At 43.4% G+C, this 25857-nt stretch carries 25 protein-coding genes; 13 read left to right on the top strand and 12 right to left on the bottom strand.

What is annotated here, in order from left to right:
* Positions 1-307: 307 nt before the first annotated feature.
* Entirely contained in the window at positions 308-760 is a 453-nt protein-coding gene (locus ABID99_RS25915) for a 3-oxoacyl-ACP synthase (RefSeq protein WP_176626185.1), read from the top strand.
* A gap of 311 nt (positions 761-1071) precedes the next feature.
* A complete protein-coding gene (locus tag ABID99_RS25910) occupies positions 1072-1452 on the top strand; it encodes an RNA-binding protein (RefSeq protein ID WP_090532614.1) in 381 nt (126 codons plus the stop codon).
* A gap of 151 nt (positions 1453-1603) precedes the next feature.
* On the opposite strand, the gene ABID99_RS25905 is transcribed toward ABID99_RS25910, so the two are convergent.
* Complete coding sequence (locus ABID99_RS25905) at positions 1604-2815, bottom strand: sensor histidine kinase (protein WP_373615550.1); 1212 nt, start codon at positions 2813-2815, stop codon at positions 1604-1606.
* 211 nt (positions 2816-3026) lie between these two features.
* Here ABID99_RS25905 and ABID99_RS25900 point away from each other — a divergent pair, with 211 nt between their 5' ends.
* The 7 genes from ABID99_RS25900 to ABID99_RS25870 all read left to right on the top strand — a co-directional run bounded on the left by ABID99_RS25900 (position 3027) and on the right by ABID99_RS25870 (position 10709).
* Positions 3027-3872, top strand: coding sequence for a dienelactone hydrolase family protein (locus ABID99_RS25900; protein ID WP_373615549.1), 846 nt, complete (start codon positions 3027-3029; stop codon positions 3870-3872).
* Between the two features lie 81 nt (positions 3873-3953).
* The gene (locus ABID99_RS25895; protein ID WP_354485173.1) at positions 3954-4916 is read left to right on the top strand and encodes a hypothetical protein; all 963 of its coding nucleotides are present in this window, start codon (positions 3954-3956) and stop codon (positions 4914-4916) included.
* Positions 4913-6043, top strand: coding sequence for a glycosyltransferase (locus tag ABID99_RS25890; protein ID WP_176626177.1), 1131 nt, complete (start codon positions 4913-4915; stop codon positions 6041-6043). Before ABID99_RS25895 ends, ABID99_RS25890 begins: the two co-directional genes overlap by 4 nt.
* Before the next feature lie 223 nt (positions 6044-6266).
* Positions 6267-7475 carry an ABC transporter permease gene (locus tag ABID99_RS25885; RefSeq protein WP_373615548.1) on the top strand — a complete coding sequence of 403 codons (1209 nt, stop codon included), beginning with the start codon at positions 6267-6269 and terminating at the stop codon, positions 7473-7475.
* 40 nt (positions 7476-7515) lie between these two features.
* A complete protein-coding gene (locus tag ABID99_RS25880; RefSeq protein ID WP_090532604.1) occupies positions 7516-8754 on the top strand; it encodes a PP2C family protein-serine/threonine phosphatase in 1239 nt (412 codons plus the stop codon).
* Positions 8755-8840: 86 nt separating this feature from the next.
* The gene (locus ABID99_RS25875) at positions 8841-9437 is read left to right on the top strand and encodes a ribonuclease HII (RefSeq protein WP_090532602.1); all 597 of its coding nucleotides are present in this window, start codon (positions 8841-8843) and stop codon (positions 9435-9437) included.
* Positions 9438-9494: 57 nt separating this feature from the next.
* Positions 9495-10709, top strand: coding sequence for a glycosyltransferase family 4 protein (locus tag ABID99_RS25870; protein WP_354485167.1), 1215 nt, complete (start codon positions 9495-9497; stop codon positions 10707-10709).
* Positions 10710-10781: 72 nt separating this feature from the next.
* On the opposite strand, the gene ABID99_RS25865 is transcribed toward ABID99_RS25870, so the two are convergent.
* The 4 genes from ABID99_RS25865 to ABID99_RS25850 all read right to left on the bottom strand — a co-directional run bounded on the left by ABID99_RS25865 (position 10782) and on the right by ABID99_RS25850 (position 15382).
* Positions 10782-11750 (bottom strand): transglutaminase domain-containing protein, encoded by a 969-nt coding sequence (locus ABID99_RS25865; protein ID WP_373615547.1) that lies wholly within the window; start codon positions 11748-11750, stop codon positions 10782-10784.
* A 96-nt stretch (positions 11751-11846) separates the two neighbouring features.
* The gene (locus tag ABID99_RS25860) at positions 11847-12782 is read right to left on the bottom strand and encodes an alpha-E domain-containing protein (protein WP_090532596.1); all 936 of its coding nucleotides are present in this window, start codon (positions 12780-12782) and stop codon (positions 11847-11849) included.
* A gap of 95 nt (positions 12783-12877) precedes the next feature.
* Positions 12878-14326: a circularly permuted type 2 ATP-grasp protein gene (locus ABID99_RS25855; protein WP_090532594.1), complete on the bottom strand. Its 1449-nt coding sequence runs from the start codon at positions 14324-14326 to the stop codon at positions 12878-12880.
* Between the two features lie 198 nt (positions 14327-14524).
* The gene (locus ABID99_RS25850) at positions 14525-15382 is read right to left on the bottom strand and encodes an AraC family transcriptional regulator (RefSeq protein ID WP_188833713.1); all 858 of its coding nucleotides are present in this window, start codon (positions 15380-15382) and stop codon (positions 14525-14527) included.
* Between the two features lie 90 nt (positions 15383-15472).
* On the opposite strand from ABID99_RS25850, the gene ABID99_RS25845 reads away from it, so the two are divergent.
* Entirely contained in the window at positions 15473-16480 is a 1008-nt protein-coding gene (locus tag ABID99_RS25845) for a zinc-dependent alcohol dehydrogenase family protein (RefSeq protein ID WP_229701674.1), read from the top strand.
* Between the two features lie 51 nt (positions 16481-16531).
* On the opposite strand, the gene ABID99_RS25840 is transcribed toward ABID99_RS25845, so the two are convergent.
* From ABID99_RS25840 to ABID99_RS25820, 5 genes are read right to left on the bottom strand one after another with little or no spacing between them, the layout of a single operon-like run.
* Positions 16532-16996, bottom strand: a complete 465-nt coding sequence (locus ABID99_RS25840) for a hypothetical protein (RefSeq protein WP_373615546.1) — start codon at positions 16994-16996, stop codon at positions 16532-16534.
* Between the two features lie 50 nt (positions 16997-17046).
* Positions 17047-17748: a hypothetical protein gene (locus ABID99_RS25835; protein WP_373615545.1), complete on the bottom strand. Its 702-nt coding sequence runs from the start codon at positions 17746-17748 to the stop codon at positions 17047-17049.
* Positions 17749-17808: 60 nt separating this feature from the next.
* Positions 17809-18189, bottom strand: coding sequence for a VOC family protein (locus tag ABID99_RS25830; RefSeq protein ID WP_373615544.1), 381 nt, complete (start codon positions 18187-18189; stop codon positions 17809-17811).
* Positions 18190-18249: 60 nt separating this feature from the next.
* On the bottom strand, positions 18250-18768 hold the full coding sequence (locus ABID99_RS25825; RefSeq protein WP_373615543.1) for a helix-turn-helix domain-containing protein: 519 nt from the start codon (positions 18766-18768) through the stop codon (positions 18250-18252).
* A complete protein-coding gene (locus tag ABID99_RS25820; RefSeq protein WP_373615542.1) occupies positions 18728-19057 on the bottom strand; it encodes a DUF6597 domain-containing transcriptional factor in 330 nt (109 codons plus the stop codon). The genes ABID99_RS25825 and ABID99_RS25820 overlap by 41 nt, the downstream gene beginning before the upstream one ends.
* A gap of 86 nt (positions 19058-19143) precedes the next feature.
* On the opposite strand from ABID99_RS25820, the gene ABID99_RS25815 reads away from it, so the two are divergent.
* On the top strand, positions 19144-19620 hold the full coding sequence (locus ABID99_RS25815) for a hypothetical protein (protein WP_373615541.1): 477 nt from the start codon (positions 19144-19146) through the stop codon (positions 19618-19620).
* A gap of 58 nt (positions 19621-19678) precedes the next feature.
* Here ABID99_RS25815 and ABID99_RS25810 read toward each other — a convergent pair whose 3' ends face one another.
* Together ABID99_RS25810 and ABID99_RS25805 are read right to left on the bottom strand one after the other, a co-directional pair.
* Positions 19679-21496: a serine hydrolase domain-containing protein gene (locus tag ABID99_RS25810; RefSeq protein ID WP_373615540.1), complete on the bottom strand. Its 1818-nt coding sequence runs from the start codon at positions 21494-21496 to the stop codon at positions 19679-19681.
* Positions 21483-23114 (bottom strand): amidohydrolase, encoded by a 1632-nt coding sequence (locus tag ABID99_RS25805; protein WP_373615539.1) that lies wholly within the window; start codon positions 23112-23114, stop codon positions 21483-21485. The genes ABID99_RS25810 and ABID99_RS25805 overlap by 14 nt, the downstream gene beginning before the upstream one ends.
* Positions 23115-23240: 126 nt before the next feature.
* Between ABID99_RS25805 and mutL the strand changes: the two genes are divergently transcribed.
* Together mutL and ABID99_RS25795 are read left to right on the top strand one after the other, a co-directional pair.
* Complete coding sequence (gene mutL, locus ABID99_RS25800; protein ID WP_373615538.1) at positions 23241-25100, top strand: DNA mismatch repair endonuclease MutL; 1860 nt, start codon at positions 23241-23243, stop codon at positions 25098-25100.
* 18 nt (positions 25101-25118) lie between these two features.
* A complete protein-coding gene (locus ABID99_RS25795; RefSeq protein WP_112655631.1) occupies positions 25119-25844 on the top strand; it encodes a rhomboid family intramembrane serine protease in 726 nt (241 codons plus the stop codon).
* Positions 25845-25857: the final 13 nt, after the last annotated feature.

The raw sequence follows: 25857 nt of genomic DNA, 5'->3' as shown, positions 1-25857 counted from the left end.
ATGGAAAGCAATCAAGAAAAAATAAACAAAAGCCCAAATAGGAAAATCGCTTTTAAACCGCAGTCGATTTGAAGACGATAAATGATAAATTTTTACACTAATTTTTACATATTAATCGAATTACACGAATTGAATCAATTTAAGATTCGTGTAATTCGATTAATTGTGGAGGACTTGCAAAGTATTTGTGTGGAAATTTTTCAATATGAGAAAAAGCGGATCGAGTTATTTCATACGTGATTTCTCTAATCCCAATGTTATTTTACCTGGTCTTTTTCCCTACTTTAGTTTTTTGTTTATAACCTTAATGAACGATTTGAAGAAAGAATTACACCAGTTATGTGTTAATCACGTGCGTAAAATTATGGAAGCCACAGAGCTTGCCATAGCCGATGCACAAAAGTCGTCGACTGATGATACTAAAAGCAGTGCCGGCGATAAATATGAAACCGGGCGCGAAATGGCGCAGCAGGAAACCAACCGCAATATGGCGCAGCTAAATGAGGCAAATAAGCTGTTGGTAGCCTTAAACCGGATTGGTACCACCGGTGCTCCGGTACATGCGGAACCTGGTAGTGTGATAATTACCAATAACGGCAATTTTTACCTGGCCATTAGCGCCGGTGTTTTGACACTCAATGGCAAAACATTTTTCGCGGTTTCGCCCGCATCTCCAATAGGCAATTTACTTAACGGTAAAAAAGCCGGAGATGAGTTTGCGCTAAATGGAAAACGCTATAAAATTGAGTCGGTTGTTTAGGTTTTTAATACCGATTTATCTTCGGAAAATAACTTTATGTTACTTTAATATTAAAAAAATACGGGCGGCCCATTCTTTCTATATTTATTTTACGAAAACACTATATTTTCAAAACAAAACGGATTGGCCTTTGTATTAATGGGTTGGCTTTCACCATTTATTTCCTCAAAAGGGTCAAAAAAATATTTTTTTTTAAAATAAAAGCATTCATTCACATAAACATGCAGTAATCATCAAATATCTATTACTATATTTGATGTTAACAAAACGTGGGTAATTAACAAAGCATGCCCATTAAAAACTAAATATTAATGAACATATTCGTAGGAAGTCTTCCTTTTTCTTTAGGGGAAGCCGATTTAAAGCAGCTTTTCGAAGCTTATGGTGAAGTTAACTCCGTAAAAATTATTATTGACAGGGAATCAGGAAGAAGCAAAGGGTTCGGATTCATTGAAATGGCAGATGATGAGGCAGCACAACAAGCTATAAGCGGCCTAAACGGTTCTGAAGTTAAAGGTAGATCAATTGCAGTAAGCCAGGCAGAAGAGAAAAAACCAGGCGGCGACCGCAGAAGCAGTGGCGGTGGCTACGGTGGTGGTAACCGTGGCGGCGGTGGTTACGGTGGCGGCAACCGCGGTGGCGGTGGCGGCTATTCAAGAGATAACCGTGGCGGCGGCGGCAAAAGCTGGTAAAAATATAATCTAAGGTAAAATACCGGGCTTTTAGGCCGGTATTTTACCTTAAGCATTGCATCTATAATCTACCTTCAGGAAAACAACTTATTTAGGGATTTTTTTTGCCTACGCAAATCTTTATGCCCTATTATCCTCCGGACAGGTTCTTTTATGATTGCATTTTTTGCGGCAGCCTTACCTCAAATACAGTCCCTTCGCCAGGTTTTGAGTAGATACTGATTGTCCCTTTAAGGGTTTCAATCAGATGTTTTACTAATGCCAGCCCAAAGCCAAAGCCGGCTTCGCCAGTTGTGCCTGCTGTTGACGCTGCATTGCCTTTCAGTATTTTTTCGATACCTTTTTCATCTATGCCAACACCACTGTCCTTCACCTGGATTTGCAGTATGTGGGTATGGTCGTTCAGTTCGAGACTCAGGTCTGCATTAACATAACCGCCGGCCGGAGTAAATTTTATGGCGTTTGAGATGAGGTTCCCCGTTATTTGTAACAGTTTATTGCGGGCAAAGGGAATCCGCTCCGATTCAGATGAGGTTGTAACCGTAAGCATAATGTTTTTATTGCGGGCTTGCGGAATAAAAAGCCGTTCAATTTTATCTTTAAATACCAGCAGGTTAAATTCCGCCCCATTGGATATGGGTTTATGATCATTTTTATCAGCGCTCAGGATCTCATCTGCAAGCTCAAGTATTGATCGCCCGCTTTTATGGATCAGGTTGGTAAACTCCAGCACCTCTTCTATCTGGTTTGACTCTCCCTGTTCGCTGATCAGCTGGGCGAGGCCGATGATCCCGCTTAACGGCCCGCGGATATCATGAGCCACCTTTTTTTGAATTTCGCCGGCTTCAGCAAGCTTACTTTTTAATTTGTTAATTACTTTCAGATCTTTTAACCTGCTTAGTATTTCATTAGCAATGATCTTTAAAAGTTCAACCTTTTCGGGAGTGAGTTCTTTAACGTTTTTATCAAGCACACATAAGGCCCCGATATTATGATCGTCGCCTACCTTTAGCGGTATGCCATAATAATATCTTAATTTGGGTCCGTCGGTTACATAAAATTTATCCCGGAAACGTTCGTCATTCCGTAAGTCTTCAACCTCAAAATACTCTCCGTCTATAATAGTATACTGACAAACCGAATCCTCACGCGGCATTTGTTCGATTTCTAAACCATGGCCACTGATGCTCCATTGGGTATAGGAGTCGATAAGGTTAACCAGCGAAACCTCCGTACCGGCAACCTTGGCTGCCAGCTTGGCCAGGTCCTTAAAACTGTCTTTGTGTTCGGTATAATCAAGATCAAACTCCGAAAGGCTTAAAAGCCTTTCCATTTCATTATCAGGAATTGGCGGGACAGGCATATTAATATATATTGATAATTATTATATACGTGCTTTTACCCACATAAGATTCAATGGATAATAAACAGGCGTGCATTAAATTTTAGGTAATTGTGTATGCATTATCGTAAATTTATGCCGGTTAATCACATTAACCCCCGCAACTAAAACTATATTATCAACGTAATTGTTTTAACGCACATCAGCGTTAATTAACATAAAATTGAACCCTATGAAAAAACTGCTCTTATTTACATTATTTATCGGCATAGCCACTATAACTTCTGCGCAGCGCAAAATAGTTTGCTGCAGTAATCCATCGGCAACACAGCAGTTTGCCATGCTGGCCTCCGATACCCGGTTCAAATTGTCGCACAAAAATCCTTTGCCAATCCGCTTTCAAAGCAGTATAGGCGAGGTCATCACCTACAAAACATCCGACGGGAAACAGGCATCAGCATTTTTTATGAAAGCTAAAAAACCTACTAATAATTATTTATTGGTGATACATGAATGGTGGGGCCTTAATGACTATGTAAAAAAAGAATCAGAAAAGCTTTATAATGACCTGGGTAACGTCAACATCATTGACCTTGACTTATACGACGGCAAGGTAGCTGCCACACGCGAAGACGCGGGGAAATTTATGCAGGCGGTAAATGACGACAGGGCCCGTGCTATAGTAAACGGAGCCATAGCATATGCCGGCCCCAAAGCACATATTGCTACTATTGGCTGGTGCTTTGGCGGCGGGTGGAGTTTGCAAACCAGCTTACTTGCGGGTAAAAAGGCGGTAGCTTGCGTAATGTATTATGGCATGCCCGAGCAGGACGTAAATAAACTAAAAACCTTAAACGCCGATGTGCTGGGGAACTTCGCCAATAAAGATCAGTGGATTAACCCTAAGGTTGTAGCTAAATTTGATGCTGATATGAAAGCCGCCGGAAAAAAGGTTTACCTGCACCAGTACGATGCCGACCATGGTTTTGCAAACCCGAGCAATCCTATTTATAGCAGCGATGCTACGAAGGACGCGTATGCAAATACGCTGGAGTTTTTAAAGGCGAGATTGAAGTAAACAAAATTAACCGTGCAGTGTTGTATGGGGCAAGCTTTAGCATGCCCCATTTTTTTGTAACATTGCATAAAATTTATCTATTTGACACGCTCTGCTAAAAAGGTTGTTTCGTATCTTCTTAAGGCCGGTATATTGATAATTGCAGGGTGGTTTATTTACCGGCAGTTCAACAAAAAGAATAACGACCTAAAGCAGTTTGAACATTTCGCATCGCAAATAAGTACTACCCATGTTGTTATTGTTATGGGGCTGGTGGTTATATTGATGTTTTTGAACTGGTTTCTGGAAGCGCTTAAATGGCGCTACGTAACCAAAACATTAATCAATATTTCATTATGGGAAGCTGTTGAGGCGGTTTTTTGCGGCCTTACCTGGGCAGTAACCACACCAAACCGGCTGGGCGAATATGGCGGCCGCGTTATGTTTTTGCCGCCCCGCAAACGTATTCCGGGTATTTTTGCTATGGGCGTAGGTTCATTTAGCCAGGGTTCGGTAACCAATGTTTTGGGCGTAATAGCCATGACCTGGTTCGTAGTCAATTTTATTCATGCCAATTTATTGCTGGCCTGGGGGGTAGTTGCTATCGGCGTTGTAATTGCAGCTATGCAGCTGATATTTTATTTTCATATCAAGTGGGCGGTTACTTTGCTTGACAGGGTTCCGTTCATCAAAAAATATCACCGCTTTTTTGAAGTAATGGGCCGGTATCACACCCACGAGCTTATCAACATCATGGGTTTTAGCATTGCGCGGTATATCACGTTTTCAATGCAGTATTTCCTGGTTTTTCAGTTGTTAATGCCGCATATGGTTGTTGTACCCATGATGCTCATGCTGATGCTTTTTTTCGTGGTATCATCAGCTATCCCTTCGCTTGATCTTTTTGATATTGGTGTACGCGGCTTTACTGCTTCGCACCTGTTTGTGTATGTGACCGATCAAAATATCGCCGTAATAGCCGGTGTATCGTCAATATGGCTTATTAATTTATTTATTCCTGCTATTTTAGGATCGTTTTTTGTTTTAAAACTCAAATTCTTTTGACCGCGCTGATTAGTATTATTTCATTATTTTCCATAGGGCTTTATGTGCTGTTGCTCATCTATCTCCGGATAGGCTGGGCAAAGGTCACCACCCCTCCGGTTATCGCCCAAACATTTAGCACCAAAGTTACTGTGCTTATTGCGGCTCGTAACGAGGAAGAAAAGATTCACCTTACCATTGAAGATATTTTGGCCCAGGATTATCCCAAACACCTGGTGGAGGTCATTATTGTTGACGACCATTCAACCGATAATACCGCAGCTATTATTAGCAGTTATGCGGCACAGGGCGTAAAGCTGTTGCAACTTAAGCTTGGTGAAACACTTAACTCCTATAAAAAGAAAGCAATAGCCGAAGCCATTAAACTTTCAACAGGCGACTTAATGGTAGCCACGGATGCTGATTGCCGTATGGGTAATCAATGGCTGCGTACTATAGTTGGCTTTTATGAGCAGCACGACCTGGTGATGATTTCATCGCCGGTAACTTATTTCCAGGAGCAATCGGTATTTGAGCGCATGCAAACGCTTGATTTTTCATCGCTTATAGGTATGGGAGGCGCGTTTTTAGGTCATGGTTTTGCTGCCACCTGTAACGGGGCAAATTTTGCTTATCGTAAAGATGTATTTTATGAAGTAGGCGGCTTTGCCGGCATCGATGATCTGGCCTCGGGCGATGATGAACTTTTATTGCACAAGGTTGGAGAACGTTATCCCGGCAGGATAGCCTTTTTAAAACGGCGCGAGGCAATTGTATATACCCACGCAAAGCCTAATTTAAAAGAGTTTATGCAGCAACGGCGCCGTTGGGCATCAAAATCAACCAAGTACAAAAATAAAAAGATGGTGGCTTTTGCGCTCAGTATCTGGCTGTGTAATTTTATGCTATTGTTAACCGCCGTGCTGGGTATTTTCGATAGCTGTTTCCTGAAATTGTTTTTGCTTACTATCGGAATTAAATATGCGATAGACTTGTTATACATGACACCGATCATGAACTTCTTAAAACGGCGCGAACTACTTTGGTATGTAAGTTTCGTTTTGCCGCTTAATATCCTTTATTTCGTTATTATCGGCTTTTTAGGGAAAAATAAGAAGTATGCCTGGAAAGGCAGAATCGTTAAATGAGCTAAAAGCCATAATTAGGAGCTCAAAGCATAAAGCTGAAATTGGGGCTTAACCAAAGCAGATTGGATGTACTTGATTTAGTCATGCCAGGCGGCTCGTAAGCTTTATGCTTTCGGCCTTCAGCTTTGAGCTTTCAGCTATCTAAATGTAAAGAAAGCCGTCCTTATTGCTAATTGCACCTATTTAAGCGATATTTAGCCAGTACACATGAACTATTAACACATTGGCCGAAATTACACCAGCAAAACGCACCTGGCGTGTTTTTAAGCGTAATAAAATTGCTGTAGGCGGGCTTGCATTTATCCTGCTCACCCTGCTTGTTGCGATACTGGGCTACCTCATTATGCCCGATGATACGCCCCTGGCCAATAATATGGTCATACAGCTCAGTATAAAAAAGCCAGGCTCAACCTATATGATGTTAAAGCTCAGGAAAGCGGAGGCTGTTGATACTGTAAATTTGTTCAGCAGGATACTGTATGGGCAGCCATCGTTTTATAAAGAAGTTCCTGTTACGGGGTATCATTTCGTTAAAGATTCTATTTACGTTAACGGATATATTGGCGATGAAGATAAGCCCGAGAAAAAGGCCTACAATATTTTTGAGGTAATGACCGGGCAAAAGCCGGTTTATAAAAACGGGAGGGTTACTTTTAATTATAACGGCCAAATTGTTGCCCTGCCTGCAATCCCGGCTGTTTATCAAAAGTTTGAAGCCCGCTTACGGGAGGAGAATATCGGGGCTAAAACCTTTTTACTTGGTACTGATGGCTATGGTAGGGATATGCTAAGCCGCCTGTTGCTGGGCACACGGATCTCGCTCGCTGTTGGGTTAATGTCGGTTATCATCAGTATGCTGCTGGGCGTAACAGTAGGTGCTGTAGCGGGTTATTTTGGAGGATGGGTTGATTCATCATTAAGCTGGCTGATGAATATTTTATGGGCGCTGCCTGCCCTGTTACTGGTGATCGCCATATCATTTGCGCTGGGTAAAGGACTATGGCAAATATTTATAGCCGTTGGCCTTTCCATGTGGGTTGAAGTGGCGCGCCTGGTGCGCGGTCAGGTAATGGGCCTTAAACAGGTGGAGTACATCGAGGCCGCAAGGGCATTGGGTTTTAGCAACAAGCGTATTATAGCGAAACATATTTTGCCTAACATAACCGGGCCAATACTGGTTTTGGCCTCCTCAAATTTTGCCTCGGCTATACTTTTAGAGGCGGGGCTTAGCTTTTTGGGTTTTGGCGCACAACCGCCTATGCCAACCTGGGGCGGCATGATCAAGGAACATTATGGATATATTGTTATGGATTCGGCTTTTTTGGCTATCATTCCGGGTATGGCCATTATGCTGCTGGTTTATGCTTTTAACCTGGTTACTGTTGGCTTGCGCGATGCCTTTGATATAAAATCACAAAGTACTCGTATTTAAAAATTATTTCTTCTATTTTAGTCAGCGTACTTATATCAATATGCTGAATATAGACGACGGTTCCGGCGAAGACGAATTGATCAGGCTTTTGCTCAAACGGCAGTCGGAATTAAATTCTTTATTGGAAATTACGCGGGCCATAAACAAAAACACCGCTACTCCTATCCTCATTCAAATGCTGGAAGTTATCCTGCAAAACTATTTGCAGGTAGGTAAACTCAGGTTTTTGATTGAAAAAGATGATAAATTTGCCTGTATAGCCAAGTATGGCGGCGACGTTGAATCGTCGGTAGTGCTGGCCCGTGCGTGTAAAAAGCTGAGTAAGGTTAAAGCGCCTATAGCTATTGCCGGGCACCGCGACCCTGTCCTTAAAAAATATAATTACTTTATCCCGGTATATCACAAAAGCAAGGCACTTGCCTACGCCCTTATCGGCGATTTTAATACCTCTGGCGAGATGCTTAATAATGATCTCAATTTCATCCAAACGCTGATGAACGTGATCATTGTGGCACTTGAAAATAAAAAACTTTTCCGCGAACGGCTGCAATCAGAACGTTTTTTGCGCGAGATGGAGCTTGCCGTAGAAGTGCAGAATATGCTGATTCCCATGCGTGAACATAAAGACGATAGTGTGGAGATCGGGGCTAAGTATCTTCCGCATCAAAACATAGGCGGTGATTATTTTGATTTTATCCGCCTTAATGAGCATGAGTTTTTATGGTGTATTGCCGATGTATCGGGTAAGGGTATTTCGGCTGCTTTGCTGATGGCCAATTTCCAGGCCAGCCTGCATGCCTGGGCGGCGGTTGAGGATGATTTGACCAATATTATTGACCGTTTAAACAAGATCGTGCTCAGCAATACCAAAGGCGAACGGTTTATCACCCTGTTCCTTGCGCGATATAATCAAAAAAAACGGCGGCTTAATTATATCAATGCAGGGCACAACCCAACTATACTTTATTCAGAAGGCGGGGCCATTCCACTTAAACTGGGTACCACCATGATTGGGGTTTTTGAAGATCTGCCTTTTTTAAACGAGGGCGAAGTTGATGTGGAGCCCGGCAGCCTGATCTTTAACTATACAGATGGGCTCATGGATTTTGAATCGCCCAGCACCAAAATATGGAATGAGGATAAATTACTTGATTTTGTGCTTGCGCATGGCGAGCTATCGCCCGATAATTTTAACCAGGCGCTGTTGGATTATTTGAGCAACGTTTATAAAAGCAAGCCTATTGATGATATTACCCTGCTTACGCTAAAAATTTTTTAAGCAAAGGATGCGTTAACCACATGTTGAAAAACTCATCATACTAATTGTTTTACTAACACGTTTACAACTCTTATTATATTTGCCGGATGTTATCAGCCAGGTACCAGTACGAATTTTTGGAAGCAGGATGCGATGAAGCGGGACGCGGATGTTTGGCCGGGCCTGTTTTTGCCGCCGCAGTTATTTTACCGCCTGATTTTGATCATCACCTGCTAAACGATTCTAAGCAAGTTACTGAAGAGATAAGGTACCAGCTTCGGGCCGAAATTGAGGAAAAAGCGGTGGCTTATGCCGTAGCATCTGTTGATAATCTGGAGATAGATGAGATCAATATTCTCAACGCGTCATTCCTGGCCATGCACCGGGCCATCGAAAAATTACATCTTGAACCCCAGTTTCTGATCATCGACGGCAATCGCTTCAAAAAATACCGGAACATCCCACATGAGTGTATTATACAAGGCGATGGAAAATATTTCAGCATAGCGGCTGCATCTATCCTAGCCAAAACCTACCGCGACGATTATATGATGCAAATAGCGGCCGAACACCCGGAATATGAATGGCATACCAATAAAGGCTATCCAACCATTAGGCACCGCGAAACCGTAATGAAGATTGGTTTTACGCCCTATCACCGCCGCACTTTCAGGGTTACCGATCCGCAGTTAAGTATTTTTTAATGAAGTTTTGAATACCACGTTCAGGATGGTATTTTTGTTAAAAACCAAATCCACCGTTTGAAGATCCTAATTTTAACACATCGTGTCCCATTTCCGCAGAATGGCGGTTACGCTATTGTGGTTTGCAATACCATAAAAGGGCTGATTGCACTTGGGCATGAAGTTGCATTGGTGGCTTTAAACGGGAAAAGATATCATGGTAGTGTACAAACAGACGAAGATGAGCTAATGCAGAAGATCAGGTACACATCATATGACATTAACATTAATATATCTGTACTTGATTCCATAACCAATCTGTTCAGCAAAAAATCAAACGACGTTGATCGTTATTACAATGCCGAATTTGAAAAACTCCTGCTACGCGAATTGCGCCAGACATCATACGATGTTATCCAGTTTGAAGGCCTGTTTGTAACGCCTTACCTGGCCGCTATGCGTAAGCATACCAAAGCCAGGTTGATTTACCGGTCGCATAATATTGAACACCAGGTATGGATGAGGCTGGCACAACGAAAAAGCGACCTGTTTAAGAAGTGGTACCTGCATTTGCTGGCCCGCCGGGTTAAAGATTATGAACTGCAGCAGCTTAATAAATTTGATGCCATTGCTGTATTTACCAATGAAGATAAAAAAACGCTGTTATCATACGGGGTTACCATCCCGGTTGATATTTTTCCGGTAGGCATTTCCCTGACCGATTATAAGCCGGATTATAATAAAACGGAGTTCCCAAGTTTGTTTTTCTTAGGTTCGTTGGATTGGATGCCCAACCGGGAGGGGATTGAGTGGTTTATTGAGAATTTTTATAAAGACCTTACCGAGGGCGATCTGCGCGTAAAATTTTATGTTGCCGGACATAACATCCCCGATAGCTTTGATGATTATGAAGCGATGGGAAAGATCTTTATCCAAGGTGAGGTTGACGATGCATCTGAGTTTGTGAATAGTAAGGCTATTATGGTAGTGCCCTTGCTTTCAAGTGGTGGCATGCGGGTTAAAATAGTAGAGGGCATGGCCATGGAAAAATGTATTATCTCTACCTCATTAGGTGCCGAAGGCATCAATTTTACCAATGGCACTAATATCCTTATTGCCAATAATCGGCAGGAGTTTTATGATGCCATTGAACGCTGTATTACTGACGAAGAATTTTGCCGTAGCATTGGCCTCAACGCCCGCCGTTTAATTGAAGAACAGCATGATGTACATGTAATAGCACCAGGCCTGGTTGCTTTTTACCAAAGCCTGAACCTTGATTTACCTGAGTGAGGGATTCCCTATGCCGTTGTTGGTGTGAAACGACTTCTACACTGCTACTGAAAACTGCCACTGCCAACTAACCTACTGCTGCTGTTGTTGCTGCTGTTGAATGATCTCCATATATCGCTGATAGCTGTTTTTAGGAAATTCGGTTACCACGTGCATGGCAGGCGATTCGTGGGTTTTATCCTCAAAAACGATGGTGTCGGCATCATCAACAATTACTGATACTTCCAGTTTGTGGCCGTAGGCACCTTTATAAACACCTTTAACCGGCGAACAATCTGAAAAATTGCGGCCCACGGCCAGGCGTACGTGGGTTTCATTAGCAATACAGTTATTTGTAGGGTCGATGCCAAGCCAGCCGTAGTCGGGCACATACACTTCGGCCCAGGCATGGGTTGCACCTTCGCCGCGCATAGCGCTGCTATGGGTGCAGATATAGCCACTTACATAACGTGATGGTATTTTAAGCTGGCGAAGCATCACCATTAAAATATGGGCAAAGTCCTGGCAAACGCCGGCTTTAAGCTTCCATACTTCGTCCAATGTCGTTTCAACCGTGGTAACGCCTTTGATGTACTCAAAGTTTTTGTAAACCCAACCGCAAAAACGAAGTGCTATCTGAAAAGGAGTTTCATCTTTACGCCGTTCCTGCTCAACTATTGTCTGTAGCTCGGGTAGGCCTTCAAAATATTCCTGCTTTAAAAAATCAATATAGGGCACCATGTATTGAAGCCGTTTAAGATCCTCCCATTGCTGCTCCGGAAAAATATCATTAACCGGAAGGGGGCGCTGGCGGGTAATAACAACCAGTTTTGAGTTAATGACCAGCATATTGTGCTGGTCGCTGTAGGTGAAACTGCCAACCTCGTTGCCATAGTAATCGGTATGAGTATCAACTACCGGGTTGCCGGTTATGCTCAGCTCCTGTTTTACCACTTCCTGGTATTCATCTTTTATCGGGAACAGGATGATTTGGTTGGCGCTGTCACGAACAGGGCCTTCATAAGTGTATTTGGTGATATGTTGGATCTTAAATTCAGGCATTTTTTTAATTTTTTAATTTGAGGATTTGAAAATTTGAAAATGAAAAGATAGACTGGCATTTTCAAATCTTCAAATCAAAACATCTTCAAATTGTGATCATGAATTAGCAAAGTAATGCTGGTTTAATGAATTGCCTATGCCGTATAGCTCACTCCTGATCTGGGTGAGGAACAAGTGCAAGCCCTCCTGCTTGATACTTTTTACCGAACTATACTTTATGCGGCTTTGCAACCGGCCTATCTGAAACGACATTTCCCTGTAGTCATCGGCATTGCTGTCATTCTTCAATCTGTCGAAATAACGCTGAATATTATTTACCGAATAAATAACCGAGCGCGGAAAATCGTTGTTCAGAACAACCTGCTCCAAAACATTTTCGGCCTCAAACCCCTCACGATAGGTTTTTAAATACAGTTCGTACCCACCCAATGAAAGCAGCAGGTGTTTCCAGTAAGTGGTATCCGTAAGCAGATCGGGGTTGTCACTTATCGAGCTGAATTTAGTATCCAAAATATCAACCGACTGGATGGCCCGCTCCAGGTATTTGCCAATGTTCATAAATGCACGGCCTTCGCCGCGCTCCATAGTAATCTCCACTGTGCCGTAATAAAGCATTACTTGTTTTATCAGCACGTCCAGTACCCCTATCGGGTCTTCCCGGTGCAGGGCGCGTTCCAGTCGCGGATCTTTTACGGTGTGGTAATATTCATTCAGGCATTGCCAAAGGTCTTTGGTAATGTGCTCCTGTACGCCGCGTGCATTTTCACGCGCCAGTGTGATGATATTGAGTATGGAATTAGGGTTGTTTTTCCCGGTAACCATATACTTTAAAACCGACCGGCTGTCGTTGTCCAGCTTTTCGGCTTCACCGGCGTTTAGTCCGGCAAAGATCCGCATTACGGGTTCCCAGGTAAATTCCTGCACCGTATCCTGCGATGACGCATAATTAATTTTGAGCATCCGCAGCATACCATCGCTGCGTTCAATGTAACGACTTAACCAATAAAAACTTGCTGCAACCCTGCTTAACATATGATCTGAATTTCGGAATTCGGATGTTCAATTTCGGATTTACTTAGCTCCGCATCCTTCTTGTTTTTTATTTTGATTTAAAAGCCTTTTACCTCTCAGGCTAACACCCACGTATCCTTACTTCCTCCACCCTGCGAGCTGTTTACTACCAGTGAACCTTCTTTTAAAGCCACACGGGTTAAACCGCCGGGGACTATTTCAATGCCATCGGGGCCGTACAGCGCGTATGGCCTTAAATCAACCCTGCGTGGCTTCAGTTCGCCCTGCATGTAACATGGCGCCGCCGAAAGACTGATGGTTGGCTGTGCTATGAAGTTACGCGGATCTTTCAGGATTTCCTTTTTATACTCGTCTATTTCCTGCTCGCTTGCCGCATGTCCCATCAGCATCCCGTAGCCGCCGCTGCCATTGGTTTTTTTAACCACCATTTTATTGAGGTTTTTAAATACCATTTCGCGTTCATCCGGATTGCCTAACTGGTGTGTTGGTACGTTTTTGAGTATGGGTTCTTCGTTCAGATAATAGCGGATCATATCCGGTACATACGCATAAACCGCCTTATCGTCGGCCACGCCAGTGCCTGTTGCATTTACTATGGCTACATTGCCTTTGCGATAAGCGCCCATAAGGCCTGCTACGCCAAGCATACTTGCCGGGTTAAATACCAGGGGATCGAGAAACTCATCGTCCACCCGGCGGTAGATCACATCAACCTGTTGCAGCCCGGTGGTGGTTTTCATGTACACTTTATGGTTGTTCACTACCAGGTCGCGTCCTTCTACCAATTCAACCCCCATCAGGCGGGCCAGCGTGGTATGCTCAAAATAGGCCGAATTATAAATACCCGGCGTAAGTAAAACAATAGTTGGGTTATGGATTTGCCGGGGTGAAAGCGCCAGCAGGTTTTTATATAGTATTGACGGATATTCAGTAACGCTGCGCACACTGCATTGCGGCAGCAGGTCGGGAAACAAGCGTTTGGTGATCTCCCTGTTCTCGAGCATATAACTTACGCCCGATGGGGTGCGCAGGTTATCTTCGAGCACGTAAAAAGTGCCGTCTTCATCACGGATAAGGTCGATGCCCGAAATATGTACATAAATATCATAAGGCACCTGGAGCTGGTACATCTCGCGCAGAAAGTGCGGACACGAATAAATAATATCAATAGGTACTATGCCGTCCTTTACAATAAACTGATTGTGGTATATATCCTTCAGAAATAAATTAAGCGCGTTAAGGCGCTGCTTGATGCCACGCTCAACAAAAGCCCATTCATCGGCAGTGATGATACGGGGGATAATATCAAAAGGAAAGATCTTTTCGATGCCTTCGCCGCTGTTATAAACGGTAAAGGTGATGCCCTGGCTCATGAAAAGGCGCTTGGCAAGCTCCTCCTTTTTGTTCAGGTCGTCGGCCGATTCCTTCGAAATGTAGTCAATAACTTTACGGTAATGTTCCCGAACATTAGCGTCCAAGCCATACATTTCGTCCCAAACATTATCAATTGGGCTGTATTTGTCAAAATAAGCTGATTCTTCCATGAAAAAATTACAATAAATTAAAAATTGACAATCAGTTATCTTTCAGAATTGTAATTTATGAAGTGTTTTTGATAAAAAAGCAAATTATTTTGAAATTTTTGAAGATATTTTAATCAAATTTTCAATTCATGGTGATTTTTAAAATATAATTCTTGTGTTTATTGGGGCGTTAATATAAAAATGACGGGCTTTAACGTATTAAACAAGGGCATTCAATTCTCCTTCCGCTTTCCTAAAATCCGAAGGGTTCATACTTCTGTATTTTTTAAAAATGCGGTTCAGGTGGCTTTCATCATTAAAACCAAGCTCATTGGCAATTTCAACCATACGCATGTTGCTGTGCAGTAAACGGTTCTCAATCAGCTTCAGTTTGTAATTGATGATATACTGCTGCATAGTTTCGCCGGTATGTTTTTTAAAATACTGGCCAAGGTAGTTTTCAGAGATTCCGGCTTTATCGGCTATGACTTTAGCTTTTAGTTTTTCGGGGAAGTAGATATTGGCCTGGATGTATTGCAGGATATCAAGTGTTTTTTCTTCGGTGTTCTCACCAACATCATCGGGCATGCTCATAGCCACATTACGGGCGGCGATTACTATAACCGTATTGATATATTGTTGAAGGAGTGCCTTACTGTAAAGCCCGTTTTTTTCTTTTTCACTGATGATGGCCTGCATAATGGGTTTTACAACAGCCTTATCTTCATCGGTCTTTAATATGCATCCCGGTGCCTGGCCTGCGTTTTTTAGCAGGAAATCGAGATGCTGGGCTGTTTCGCCGCTAAGGCCGCGATCTTTAATGTAAAGTGGGTTGAAGCGGATAAACAGGAACTGTGTTTCGGTCAGTATCTCAAAATAATGTGAATCATCAGGTGTAAGTAAAAACAGGTGACCGGGTTTATAGGTAAACTTGCTTTTGTTTATGCACTGCCTTCCGGTGCCGCTTACGATATAAATAAACTCGAAAAAGCTGTGTGAGTGTTCGCTGCGGGGACAGGCGCTGAGTGGTTCGCGCAAAACAACTTCAAAAGGCTGGTATAAATTATCTTTTACCATAGTGTAAATGTACAAATGTTACGAGGGATTGTACAAGGAATATGGCTGCCTCCTTGTATAATTTTGTATTGTAATTAAACAACAACACAAATGGAAACTCAAAATACAACAATGCAGGCCCTTATCGCTCCTGAAGCAAATGCGCCTTTCACAATAACCGTAGTTGACCGCCCAATTGCCTCCAGGGGCCAGGTACTGGTGCGTATTATAGCCAGCGGCGTCAGCGTATTGGATAATAAGATCCGTACTGGTAAAGGCGGGCATGCCAGGCAGCCCTTACCCGCTATTTTAGGGATGGACTTTGCCGGCATAGTTGAAGCTGTTGGTGCAGATGTAAATACTTTTAAACCTGGCGACGAAGTGTATGGACTTGCAGGCGGTATAGGCGGTTTGCAGGGTACCTACGCTCAATACGCAGCTTTTGACGCTGAGTTGCTTGCTGTAAAGCCATCTAATTTAAATATGCGCCAATCGGCTTCCATGCCGCTTAACTTTATCACTGCCTGGGAAGGCCTTGTAGACAGGGCAAATGTACATGAGGGACAAAAAGTGCTGGTACATGGTGGTGCCGGAGGCGTTGGCCATTTAGCGGTTCAGGTAGCGAAAGCTTTTGGCGCGGATGTATATGCTACCGGCAGCGCGGCCCAGCAGCAATATATTGAAAGCATTGGCGCTACTTTTATCGATTATCGTGCCACAACCGTTGACGAATATGTGAACAATTATACTAACGGCGAAGGGTTTGACATTGTATATGATACCCTGGGCGGAGCCACTTTAGATGCATCATTTAATGCGGTGCGTTATTATACTGGTCATGTGGTAAGTTGCCTGGGCTGGGGAGAGCATAAGCTGGCTCCCTTATCATTCCGGGGAGCTACATACTCAGGAGTGTTTACTTTGATGCCGATGCTCACCGGTAGAGGCCGCAAACATCATGGTGAAATTATGCAGGAGGCTACAAAACTTGCCGAGGCCGGCAAAGTTGTTCCGCTGGTGGACGGGCGTACATTTACATTGGCTAACGCCAATCAAGCCCACGAGATATTAGAGAATGGTAAGGCAAGCGGTAAATTGGTGATTGACGTTGCTGAGTAAGGTGATTCGCCCTAAAATAAGTTGACCTCTCCGTTTTCAAGGCCCAGGCTTTTAAAACGGCCTGAATAACGGGCGGCTGATCAATGGCGAAAACGACCAGGGGATGGAACTTAAAATAACCAGCAGGGCAATGGTTAGCCAAATGGCCGTGATTTTAAATTTGTCCTTATCAAGTGTTTTTCGTTTGGCTTTTGATGAGGCAATGGTGATCAGCGTAATGCCGATCAGCATCATGGTAACGTGTTCCATACCAAAAAACCTGATCTGCCGCTCGTGCACCGCCTCTTTAAAATGACTGATGAAGTAATTGGCTATCGGGCTGATGAAATACAACCAAAGCCCAATAGTTAGCTGGATATGAGCAATATTGGTGGTAATAACCCGCACGCGGTCGTCGAATTTTGAATAGCTTTTGTTAATAAGCCATCCACTGTAAGCGCGATAAAGGGCAAAAAGCAGGCTGGCCAAAACAAACCAGCGTGTAAGAGAGTGTAATGCTAAAATAAAAGCGTACATATATTAATGTATGACGACGGGCAAAGGAAAAGATTTTATCCGAAATAAAATTATTTTGATGCCGATCCCCTTATATAAATTTCACCGGGTTTATCAGTTGGGCGCCTTCCGGCAACAGGGCCTTTGCGGGCTTCAGGCGCCAGCATCCATATGTTGATTGTTACATCCGGCGCCCCATCTTTATTCTTTTTCCAGGTTAGGTTTATTTCGTTGATGTCCTGCGCCGAAATGAGCATACTTTCATCGTCAACAAAATAGCCGTCAACAGCAAACCTCACATTACCACTTACTCCAAACCTCCTTTTTATATCGTCAAAAGTATTTGTTTCAATTTTCACTCCTTTTTTAAGGGTTATCATTATTATACCAAACCTGCTCAGGTTGGCGACGTTTGCCGGAACATCCTTGTCTTTAAAAACTGTCAACCAGGTAACATCATTTGGATTTATATGGCCAAGACCAGTAATGATTTTGGAGTTAACAATAATTAATGGCTGCCGTTCCTTTGCATCAGGTAAATGGCGGTATAAGGAATCGGCGGGAGACTTAGACTGGTAGCTTTTATATGCATTAGTTGTGTCTTTAAACGAGGAGCTTTGATTAGGGTTTAACAAAGCTTTGCCGGTATCTGGCTTTGCCTGCAAAGGTTGAGCTGATTTACTTTGCGGCGGTGGCGTTTGAGGTAGGGTTGCCTGGGCAAAAGCAGTAATTCCATAAAACAAACACACTAAAACAGTTAAGAGATTTTTCATGTTGTGATTTTATGGATAAGATGCAGGCGTTGTGTAATTTCCATAAATTATTCAAATTATTTATAACGGGTTAGTAATCCACCATGTATTTCCGAACGGGTCTTTTACCCCTGCGCTCCTGCCGTATGGTTGATCGGCCGGCGGCATGATGCTTTCGGCTCCGTTATCAAGGGCCTTCTGATAAGTTTCGTCACAGTTTTCTACGTATACAAACATACCTGCATTTTGCTGTTGGTAAGTATCGGTACAATCGGCAAACATGATGGTGCTGCCGTTTATATTAACCTCGGCATGCATAATGGTGTGTTCATCGCGCATGGTTTTAAATTGTTCGGTTGCGTCAAAAACCTTTTGGGTAAACCCGATAAACTGAGCGGCGCTTTTAACAATGAGGTAAGGCATGACAGCCTGGTAATTTTCGGGGATGTTTATTGTTGCCATAATTTGTTTTTTTCTCAAAATTAGCTGTCCCCCTGTTCTCAAAATTGTAAAAACCAGACATTATGCATTCCGGTATTCAGTTCCCTCAGCCTTGCCTGAAAAATAAAAGCCCGGATGATAGCCTGTAAACTCCTTCACGTCATGAATAAAGTGCGACTGGTCGTAATACCCGCATTCCAGCGCTATTTGGGTTAGTGTTTTATCAGCATTATATTGAGTCAGGGCATCCTGAAGGCGCACCAGCCGCATATACGTTTTAGGGCTAAAGCCCGCGGACTCCTTAAATTTACGGTCGAACTGCCGTGAAGACAGGTTATAGGCATCGGCCAGCTCGCCAACTGTTCTGTACTGTTTATTGTGGATCACATCCCTGATAGCGATCGCCATCCGTTCATCTTTTAACACATTTTGACGTAACCGGGCTATTAAAAAGGCAGACAAGCTCTCTGCCCGTTTATGGTTATTTGCGGCTACCATGATCTGCTCTTCCAGCTCCCGGCCGGGCCGGCTTAAAAATGTATCGAAATCAAATGCGAGGTTACTGGTTTGGCTGCTTGGGATATTGAAAAAATAAGGCACGGCAAAAGGATATAATATAAGCGCCAAAAATGCCAAAGCTTTCGGTTGTTATAAACCTGCGATATTGTGTAGTTTGAAATTGAATGCCTGATAAGCTTGGGCTTTGCTCATTCTTCTTATTTAATTCATTAAACGATGAACGGTAGTGAAATACCAATTCGGTACAACCATCAGCAACAGAACGATAAATATATGACGAATGATCCGGCTCCAGTTCATGCTCCAACACCCAGTAAAATCTTACATAAGGTTTAAGCTCGGCCGGTGGCTGGATTGTGAAATAGTGCATCGTTTTGATTGAGATTTCGGAATCATATAAATTTAGAATTTTTAGTTCGATATTGGACTGGAGTACTTACTATTAAAAAAATAAACATGGCGCTTATTTTAGTCGGCAAGTCAACATGCTTTTTATGCGACAAAGTGATTACCGAAGATACTCCTTTTAGAGGGTTCCCGCATTTTGTTCCTAATCGGAATGATGAACTATTTGTGTTTTCTGATAGCCCTGTTCATATTGATTGTGTAAATGTCACCCCCAATGGAGAAAAAGCTAACAGGTATGCTAATGAATTTGTAAAATTTACCAGGCCCGAAAATCGTAAATGTGTGGTAACCGGCGAACTTATCACCAAGTATGAAGACCATGTAATTATTGGGTATCTTACTTCCGATGAAACCTCACCATTACATCAGTTTAATTTTACGCATATCCATCGAAATAATCTTGCACAGTGGGAAAGCCGCCTTCAATTATTGCCATTGCTTTTGGCTCTTAAAGAGTCGGATAGTTGGAGACATCATTATGCACAACTCCATTTATCTGCATTGATAAATAGCATTACGATATAACATTTGTAAAAGGAAGCAAATAAGGCCAAAACTGAAATCGAACTTTCGGTGTTCGAAATCAAAGACCCTTCGCAATTGCTTCATAAACAACATCCTGAATCCTCGGCCTGATATTAAGGCTCAGCAGCTTGCTGGCTACCGATGGGTTCACCCTGTTTGACAGGAATACATATACCAGGTTGTATTTAGGATCAACCCAGATACAGGTGCCGGTAAAACCAGTATGTCCAAAAGCCTGGTCTGATGCCAGTTTTGAAGGATAATGTCTTTCGGCTATCGGATCCCAGCGGTCAAAACCCAGTCCGCGGCGGCTCACCGGCGATTGTTTGGACGTGAACAGGTCAACAACCTCCGGCTTAAAATATTGGGCACCGCCATAACTCCCCTTGTTTAAAACCATCTGGTATAATATAGCCACATCATTGGCACTGCCAAACAGACCGGCATGCCCGGCAACACCGCCCAAAAGCGCCGCTGTTGGGTCATGTACATATCCATCCAGTAATGACATGCGGTACTCCTTATCGTTTTCGGTAGGGATTATCCTGTCGGGCGTAAAGCGGTATAAGGGTAAAAAGCCTGCGGTTTGCATCCCCAGCGGGGTATAAAAATGCTGCTGTACATAAACGTTGAGCGGTACGGCAGTAATGTTTTCAACAACCTCCTGCATAAATAGCATGCTTACATCACTATATACGTACTGCCCCCTTGTTTTCAGCGGCGAGTTCAGCATGTCGGGCAGCATTACATCTTTGTAATAGTCTTTACGCAGGTAATAATGATCAGATACTTTTGTCGGGTAAGCGGCAGACGAATCTGTACTGTGATCAGTTGGCTTTACCTTCTCAAACGACTGGATATCGGGGATCAGGCCCGCCTGGTGCAGCAGCACTTCGCGGATCCGGATATCGTTTTTATTGCTTTTACGGGCAAGGGGAATATAATCGCCAAGGGTTTTCTCCAGGCTTAATTTACCCTGGTCGGTAAGCTGCATGGTTTCCATAGTGGTTGCCGATACTTTGGTCATGGAGGCAAGGTCAAATATATCGGTCAGCTTGTCGGGTATTACATTATCATAGGTATGATAACCGTAAGCTTTATTAAATATCACCTTGCCATCTTTGGCAACCAACACCACGCAGCCGGGGGTGGCATGCTCACGGATGGCTTCCTGTGCTATTTTATCTATTCCCTGCAGGTTGGCAGTATTTATGCCAGCTTCTTCAGGGACAGTATATTGCAGTCTCGTTTTCTCGGTAGCAAAACCCATCCCGGTTTTATAAACGGGACTATAGTTTTTTGCTAATTTTTGAGAGATACTTACCCCGCCAAATATTGCTTCGGCACTGTACATGGCCGATACCTGAGATACCCGTTCCGCCCAGATCACGGGGGCGGTTATAACATCAAGCTTGCTCAATAGCGAACCGCTGCCAAAAGCCGCGACAATTATGTTCTTGTTTTTTTGATTGGTGCTGATAAAGTCAATCACATCCGGATTGCTTAAATCGGCATCATTTACCTGTACTATAATGGTGTTGTAAAACTTCAGGTCGGAAGTAAGATTGGCCAGCGTTTTATTACCCGAATAAGCGGCACCATCAAACAGCTGTACATTGTCATATTTATTAAGTAAGCTATCAAAAACGGCGGCGTACTGGTTATTGAAATGTACACTGGCAATTTTCAAATCCTCCAGCTTTTGCAGCGGCACCAGGTATGAGGCATTGTTAAGCAACACGGTAGAGTTGCCAACCAACCTTTCTTCGGCAATGAAGGCCTGTCCTGTTAACGGCGGATTTTGCGCGCAAGCGGTATTAAATAAAGCAAATCCTAATAGTACTAAAGGAACACGGCCCCACTTATTTTTTATCATATACTTTAACTCCGTTTATATAGGTCTTTGTCACTTTGGTTGCCGGGATCTCGCTGCCTTTTATCTTCATAATATCCTTATCCAGTATCACGAAGTCGGCGTATTTACCAGGCTCGATGCTGCCTTTTTCCTTTTCTTCAAAATTGGCTTTGGCAGCCCATATGGTCATACCTTTTAACGCTTCAACCCGGCTCAGAGCGTTTTCAGGTTGAAAACCACCTTCCGGAAAACCTTTCAAATCCTTGCGCTCAACCGCTGCATAGAACGTATAAAGCGGATTAATGTTCTCAACCGGGAAATCGGTACCCAAAGGGATCCAACCGTTTTGCTTTAACAATTGTTTATAGGCATAAGCCGTTTTAAGCCGTTCGCGGCCCAGTCTTTTACCGGCCCAGTACATATCTGATGTCGCGTGTGTAGGCTGTACCGATGGGATAATACTGTATTGACCAAACATGTCCAGGTCTTGCGGTGATACTATCTGCGCGTGCTCGATACGCCACCTCAGGTCGTTTTTACCTTTTAAGTTAGCAGCATAAATCTTAAGCATTACCCGCACTGCCGAATCGCCGATGGCATGGGTACACATCTGAAAACCGCGGGCCGCTATTTTGGGAGCTATTTCTTCAAAATGTTTTGGGTTACTCAGTAAAAAGCCGCTCCATTTGGCCGAGTCGGCATAAGGTTTTAGCAGGCAGGCCCCTCTTGAACCGAGGGCGCCATCGGCATAAACTTTAAAAGCCCTTACATTTAACCGGGGTGTTTTAACAACTCCCTTCTTAAACAGGTAATCATAATTTTCCTGCCTGTCGGCCAGCATCACATACAGGCGCATTTTCAGGTCGCCTTTATTTTGCAGCTCGGCAATGGTGTTTACCATTGTATAAGGCAGCCCGCAATCATCAACGGTAGTTAAGCCAGCGGCAAAACAATTTTTTTGTGCCGATAGCAAGGCTGTATCTATAATAGCGGCTGTAGGTTCCGGAATTTTACGGGTAACTATACCTACCGCGTTATCAACCAAAATGCCGGTAAGTTTCCCGTTACTGGTTTCTATTTCGCCGCCATTAATGGTTTGCCCCGGTTTAACACCGGCAATGTTCAGTGCGGCCTGGTTGGCTATTGCGGCGTGCCCGTCAACGCGGCTAAGGATCACCGGCCTCATCGGGAACAGCGAATCCAGCTTTGCCTTATCGGGGAAATGTTTATTAGTCCAGTCGTTTTGGTCCCAGCCATTACCGATGATCCAGCCATCGGTATTACGTTCGGCATAAGCTTTTACCGAGTCAATAATTTCGGGCCAGCTGTGGGTGCCTACCAGGTTTACTTCCTGCAGGCCCATACCATATTCATAAAAATGGGCGTGGGCGTCAATAAAGCCGGGATAAACCGCGGCGCCCTGCGCGTCAACTACTTCGCGGGCGTTGTATTTTTGTTCAAGGGAATCGGCATTGCCTACTGCAAGTATCTTTCCTCCGCTTACTACAAATGCGCCTGCTGTTGTAAAATTGCTATCTACGGTGTACACAACCGCGTTTTTTACCAGCATATCGGCATTGTATTCCTTTTGTTTGCAGGCCGCTGCCAGTAATAGCAGCGCGGGCAATAGTCTCTTCATAAAGTAATTGTATGTTTATTGTAATTGTATTAAACTACAAAAGTATATACAACTATCAAATCATAAAGTTATGCCTTCAAATATTTAATTTAGCATCGAAATAGAAATTGGAGGGAGTTTTTTTTGATGTCAGACATTATTCAGCTTTTACCGGATGCCGTTGCCAACCAGATTGCCGCGGGCGAAGTAGTGCAACGACCGGCTTCTGCGGTAAAGGAATTGGTTGAAAACGCTATTGATGCAGGTGCAGATAAGATCCAGCTTATTATTAAAGATGCGGGTAAATCACTGATCCAGGTTATTGATAATGGCTGCGGCATGAGCCTTACCGACGCCCGCATGTGCTTTGAGCGCCATGCAACTTCAAAAATACGCAAGGCCGAAGATCTGTTTGCTATCCGTACCATGGGTTTCAGGGGTGAAGCCATGGCGTCTATCGCCGCTATTGCCCAGGTAGAGCTGAAAACCCGCCGCCATGAAGACGAACTGGGCAGTTGTATAACTATTGAAGGCTCTGAAGTGATAAGCCAGGAGCCATGTGCCGCTAACGCGGGCTCATCCATCTCCATAAAAAACCTGTTTTATAATACCCCGGCCCGCCGTAATTTTTTAAAGAGCAACCCGGTAGAGATGCGCCATATTATTGACGAGTTTCAACGTGTGGCCTTAGCACATCCCGAAATCTTTTTCACCCTTCACCATGATAGCCAGGAAGTTTATCATTTGCCTGGCACCACGCTTAAACAAAGAATAGTACACCTGTTTGGCAATAATTATAATCAGCGGCTGGTACCTGTTGAAGAAGATACAACGATTATTAAGTTGCGCGGTTTTGTTGGCAAACCGGAGTTTGCACGTAAAACCCGGGGCGAGCAGTTCTTTTTTGTAAACAACCGCTTCATCCGCGATTCGTACCTTAATCATGCTGTAACAACCGCGTTTGAAGAACTATTGCCTGATGATTGTTTTCCGTTTTATGTGTTGTTCATCGATATCGACCCTTCAAAAATTGATATCAACGTACACCCTACCAAAACTGAGATCAAATACCAGGATGAAAAGGCTATTTATGCCATTATCCGGTCGGCAGTGAAGCGGTCATTAGGCAGATATAACATTACGCCCAGCCTGGATTTTGACCAGGAAAACAGTATCGAGCACCTGATAACCCCCAAACCATTTGAGGAGATCATCGCCCCTACTATTTCCTTCAATCCAAACTTTAACCCTTTTGCAGATAAAGCAGAAAAACCCAGGCAGGAGCACCCATTTTTAAGGGAGAGCGGAGGGTATAAAAAAGACCCTATTCCACAAAACTGGGATACTTTGTATGAGATCAGTAAAAAGGAAACCCTTTTTCAGCACGAGATCCACGAGGAAAAAACCATAGCGGTTGATGAGCAGGATGTAAGTAAACCAAGCGAGCGGCAGCTGTTCCAGATCCATAACCGGTTTATCCTGTCGCAAATAAAATCGGGCTTTATGCTCATTAACCAGCAGGCCGCGCATGAGCGTATTTTGTACGAACGCTTTTTACAGCAGCTGCAAAATCATTCGGGGGTGAGCCAGCAAAGCTTATTTCCGCAATCGGTAACACTAAACGGTGCCGATTTTGAGTTATTGAAAGAGCTTTTGCCTGATATCCGGTCGCTGGGTTTTGACATCCGCGAATTTGGGAAAAATACTGTGGTAGTAGAGGGGATCCCGGCCGAACTGAACAACGTTGGTGAGCATGAGCTTTTAGAACATTTACTGGAAGGTTTTAAAAACAATATGGCCATCCTTAAATTAGATAAACGGGATAACCTGGCGAGGTCACTGGCCCGTAACGGCGCTATTAAATCAGGAACCAAGCTATCCCTGGAGGAAATGAACCAGCTTATCGACCAGCTTTTTGCCTGTGAATCACCTAACCAGGCATTGAATGGTAAGCCCGTAATCAGTACCTTTACGATGAACGAATTAATGGAACGATTTGAAAAATAGCCGCAGGCTAAATTATATATGAACGGATACAATCAATCGCCTTTTGCTAATCTTACCCCTGTTGTTAAAAACCTGCTGATCATAAATGTAATATGCTTTTTGCCATTTGTACTGTTCGGCCAATTTTATGAGGCCAAAATAGTGCCATTGTTAGGTGGCTTTTATTTTAATTCGCCTTATTTCAAGCTATGGCAAATCATTACTTACATGTTCCTGCATGGGGGGTGGGGCCATATTTTCTTCAACATGTTTGCCTTGTTTTCTTTTGGCCCTATTGTAGAATATGCTATCGGCTCAAAAAAATTTTTTAACCTCTATTTTTTATGCGGAATAGGGGCAATTCTTTTTCAGATTGCGGTACAGGCCATTGAGGTGCATGGCATAACCGGCAGCTTTACCATTGCCCATCCCTCACTTCAGTCATCTTATGCAGAATATGGCGAAAATGCTGAAAAACTTATTGATATTTATGCGACACCGATTGTGGGGGCATCGGGAGCAATATTTGGTTTGCTGATTGCTTTTGGCATGCTGTTCCCAAATCTTGAACTGATGATATTGTTTATACCTGTGCCCATCAAGGCAAAATATATCATTCCTGTATATGTAGTGATAGAATTATTTTTAGGGGTAAAGCAATTTTCCGGAGATTCGGTGGCGCATTTTGCACACCTTGGCGGTGCGCTTATCGGGTTTTTATTAGTTAAAATTTGGCGATTACAACGACCAAACAATTTTTATTAATAACAGTAGTTAT

The sequence above is a fragment of the Mucilaginibacter sp. OAE612 genome (assembly GCF_041806395.1).
Lineage (GTDB): Bacteria > Bacteroidota > Bacteroidia > Sphingobacteriales > Sphingobacteriaceae > Mucilaginibacter > Mucilaginibacter rubeus.
The sequence above is the reverse complement of the archived record's forward strand: the minus strand, read 5'-3'. Positions and strand labels throughout refer to the sequence as shown.

Excerpts from the sequence above, each read along its gene's own strand:
- ABID99_RS25830 (WP_373615544.1), bottom strand. The coding sequence starts at position 18,189 with ATGGCAACAATAAACATCCCCGAAAATTACCAGGCTGTCATGCCTTAC.
- ABID99_RS25910 (WP_090532614.1), top strand. The coding sequence starts at position 1,072 with ATGAACATATTCGTAGGAAGTCTTCCTTTTTCTTTAGGGGAAGCCGAT.
- ABID99_RS25905 (WP_373615550.1), bottom strand. The coding sequence starts at position 2,815 with ATGCCTGTCCCGCCAATTCCTGATAATGAAATGGAAAGGCTTTTAAGC.
- ABID99_RS25795 (WP_112655631.1), top strand. The coding sequence starts at position 25,119 with ATGAACGGATACAATCAATCGCCTTTTGCTAATCTTACCCCTGTTGTT.
- ABID99_RS25845 (WP_229701674.1), top strand. The coding sequence starts at position 15,473 with ATGGAAACTCAAAATACAACAATGCAGGCCCTTATCGCTCCTGAAGCA.
- ABID99_RS25820 (WP_373615542.1), bottom strand. The coding sequence starts at position 19,057 with ATGCACTATTTCACAATCCAGCCACCGGCCGAGCTTAAACCTTATGTA.
- ABID99_RS25840 (WP_373615546.1), bottom strand. The coding sequence starts at position 16,996 with ATGTACGCTTTTATTTTAGCATTACACTCTCTTACACGCTGGTTTGTT.
- ABID99_RS25865 (WP_373615547.1), bottom strand. The coding sequence starts at position 11,750 with ATGCCTGAATTTAAGATCCAACATATCACCAAATACACTTATGAAGGC.
- ABID99_RS25810 (WP_373615540.1), bottom strand. The coding sequence starts at position 21,496 with ATGATAAAAAATAAGTGGGGCCGTGTTCCTTTAGTACTATTAGGATTT.
- ABID99_RS25850 (WP_188833713.1), bottom strand. The coding sequence starts at position 15,382 with ATGGTAAAAGATAATTTATACCAGCCTTTTGAAGTTGTTTTGCGCGAA.
- mutL (WP_373615538.1), top strand. The coding sequence starts at position 23,241 with ATGTCAGACATTATTCAGCTTTTACCGGATGCCGTTGCCAACCAGATT.
- ABID99_RS25805 (WP_373615539.1), bottom strand. The coding sequence starts at position 23,114 with ATGAAGAGACTATTGCCCGCGCTGCTATTACTGGCAGCGGCCTGCAAA.
- ABID99_RS25880 (WP_090532604.1), top strand. The coding sequence starts at position 7,516 with ATGCTGAATATAGACGACGGTTCCGGCGAAGACGAATTGATCAGGCTT.
- ABID99_RS25860 (WP_090532596.1), bottom strand. The coding sequence starts at position 12,782 with ATGTTAAGCAGGGTTGCAGCAAGTTTTTATTGGTTAAGTCGTTACATT.
- ABID99_RS25900 (WP_373615549.1), top strand. The coding sequence starts at position 3,027 with ATGAAAAAACTGCTCTTATTTACATTATTTATCGGCATAGCCACTATA.
- ABID99_RS25855 (WP_090532594.1), bottom strand. The coding sequence starts at position 14,326 with ATGGAAGAATCAGCTTATTTTGACAAATACAGCCCAATTGATAATGTT.
- ABID99_RS25815 (WP_373615541.1), top strand. The coding sequence starts at position 19,144 with ATGGCGCTTATTTTAGTCGGCAAGTCAACATGCTTTTTATGCGACAAA.
- ABID99_RS25835 (WP_373615545.1), bottom strand. The coding sequence starts at position 17,748 with ATGAAAAATCTCTTAACTGTTTTAGTGTGTTTGTTTTATGGAATTACT.
- ABID99_RS25875 (WP_090532602.1), top strand. The coding sequence starts at position 8,841 with ATGTTATCAGCCAGGTACCAGTACGAATTTTTGGAAGCAGGATGCGAT.
- ABID99_RS25915 (WP_176626185.1), top strand. The coding sequence starts at position 308 with ATGAACGATTTGAAGAAAGAATTACACCAGTTATGTGTTAATCACGTG.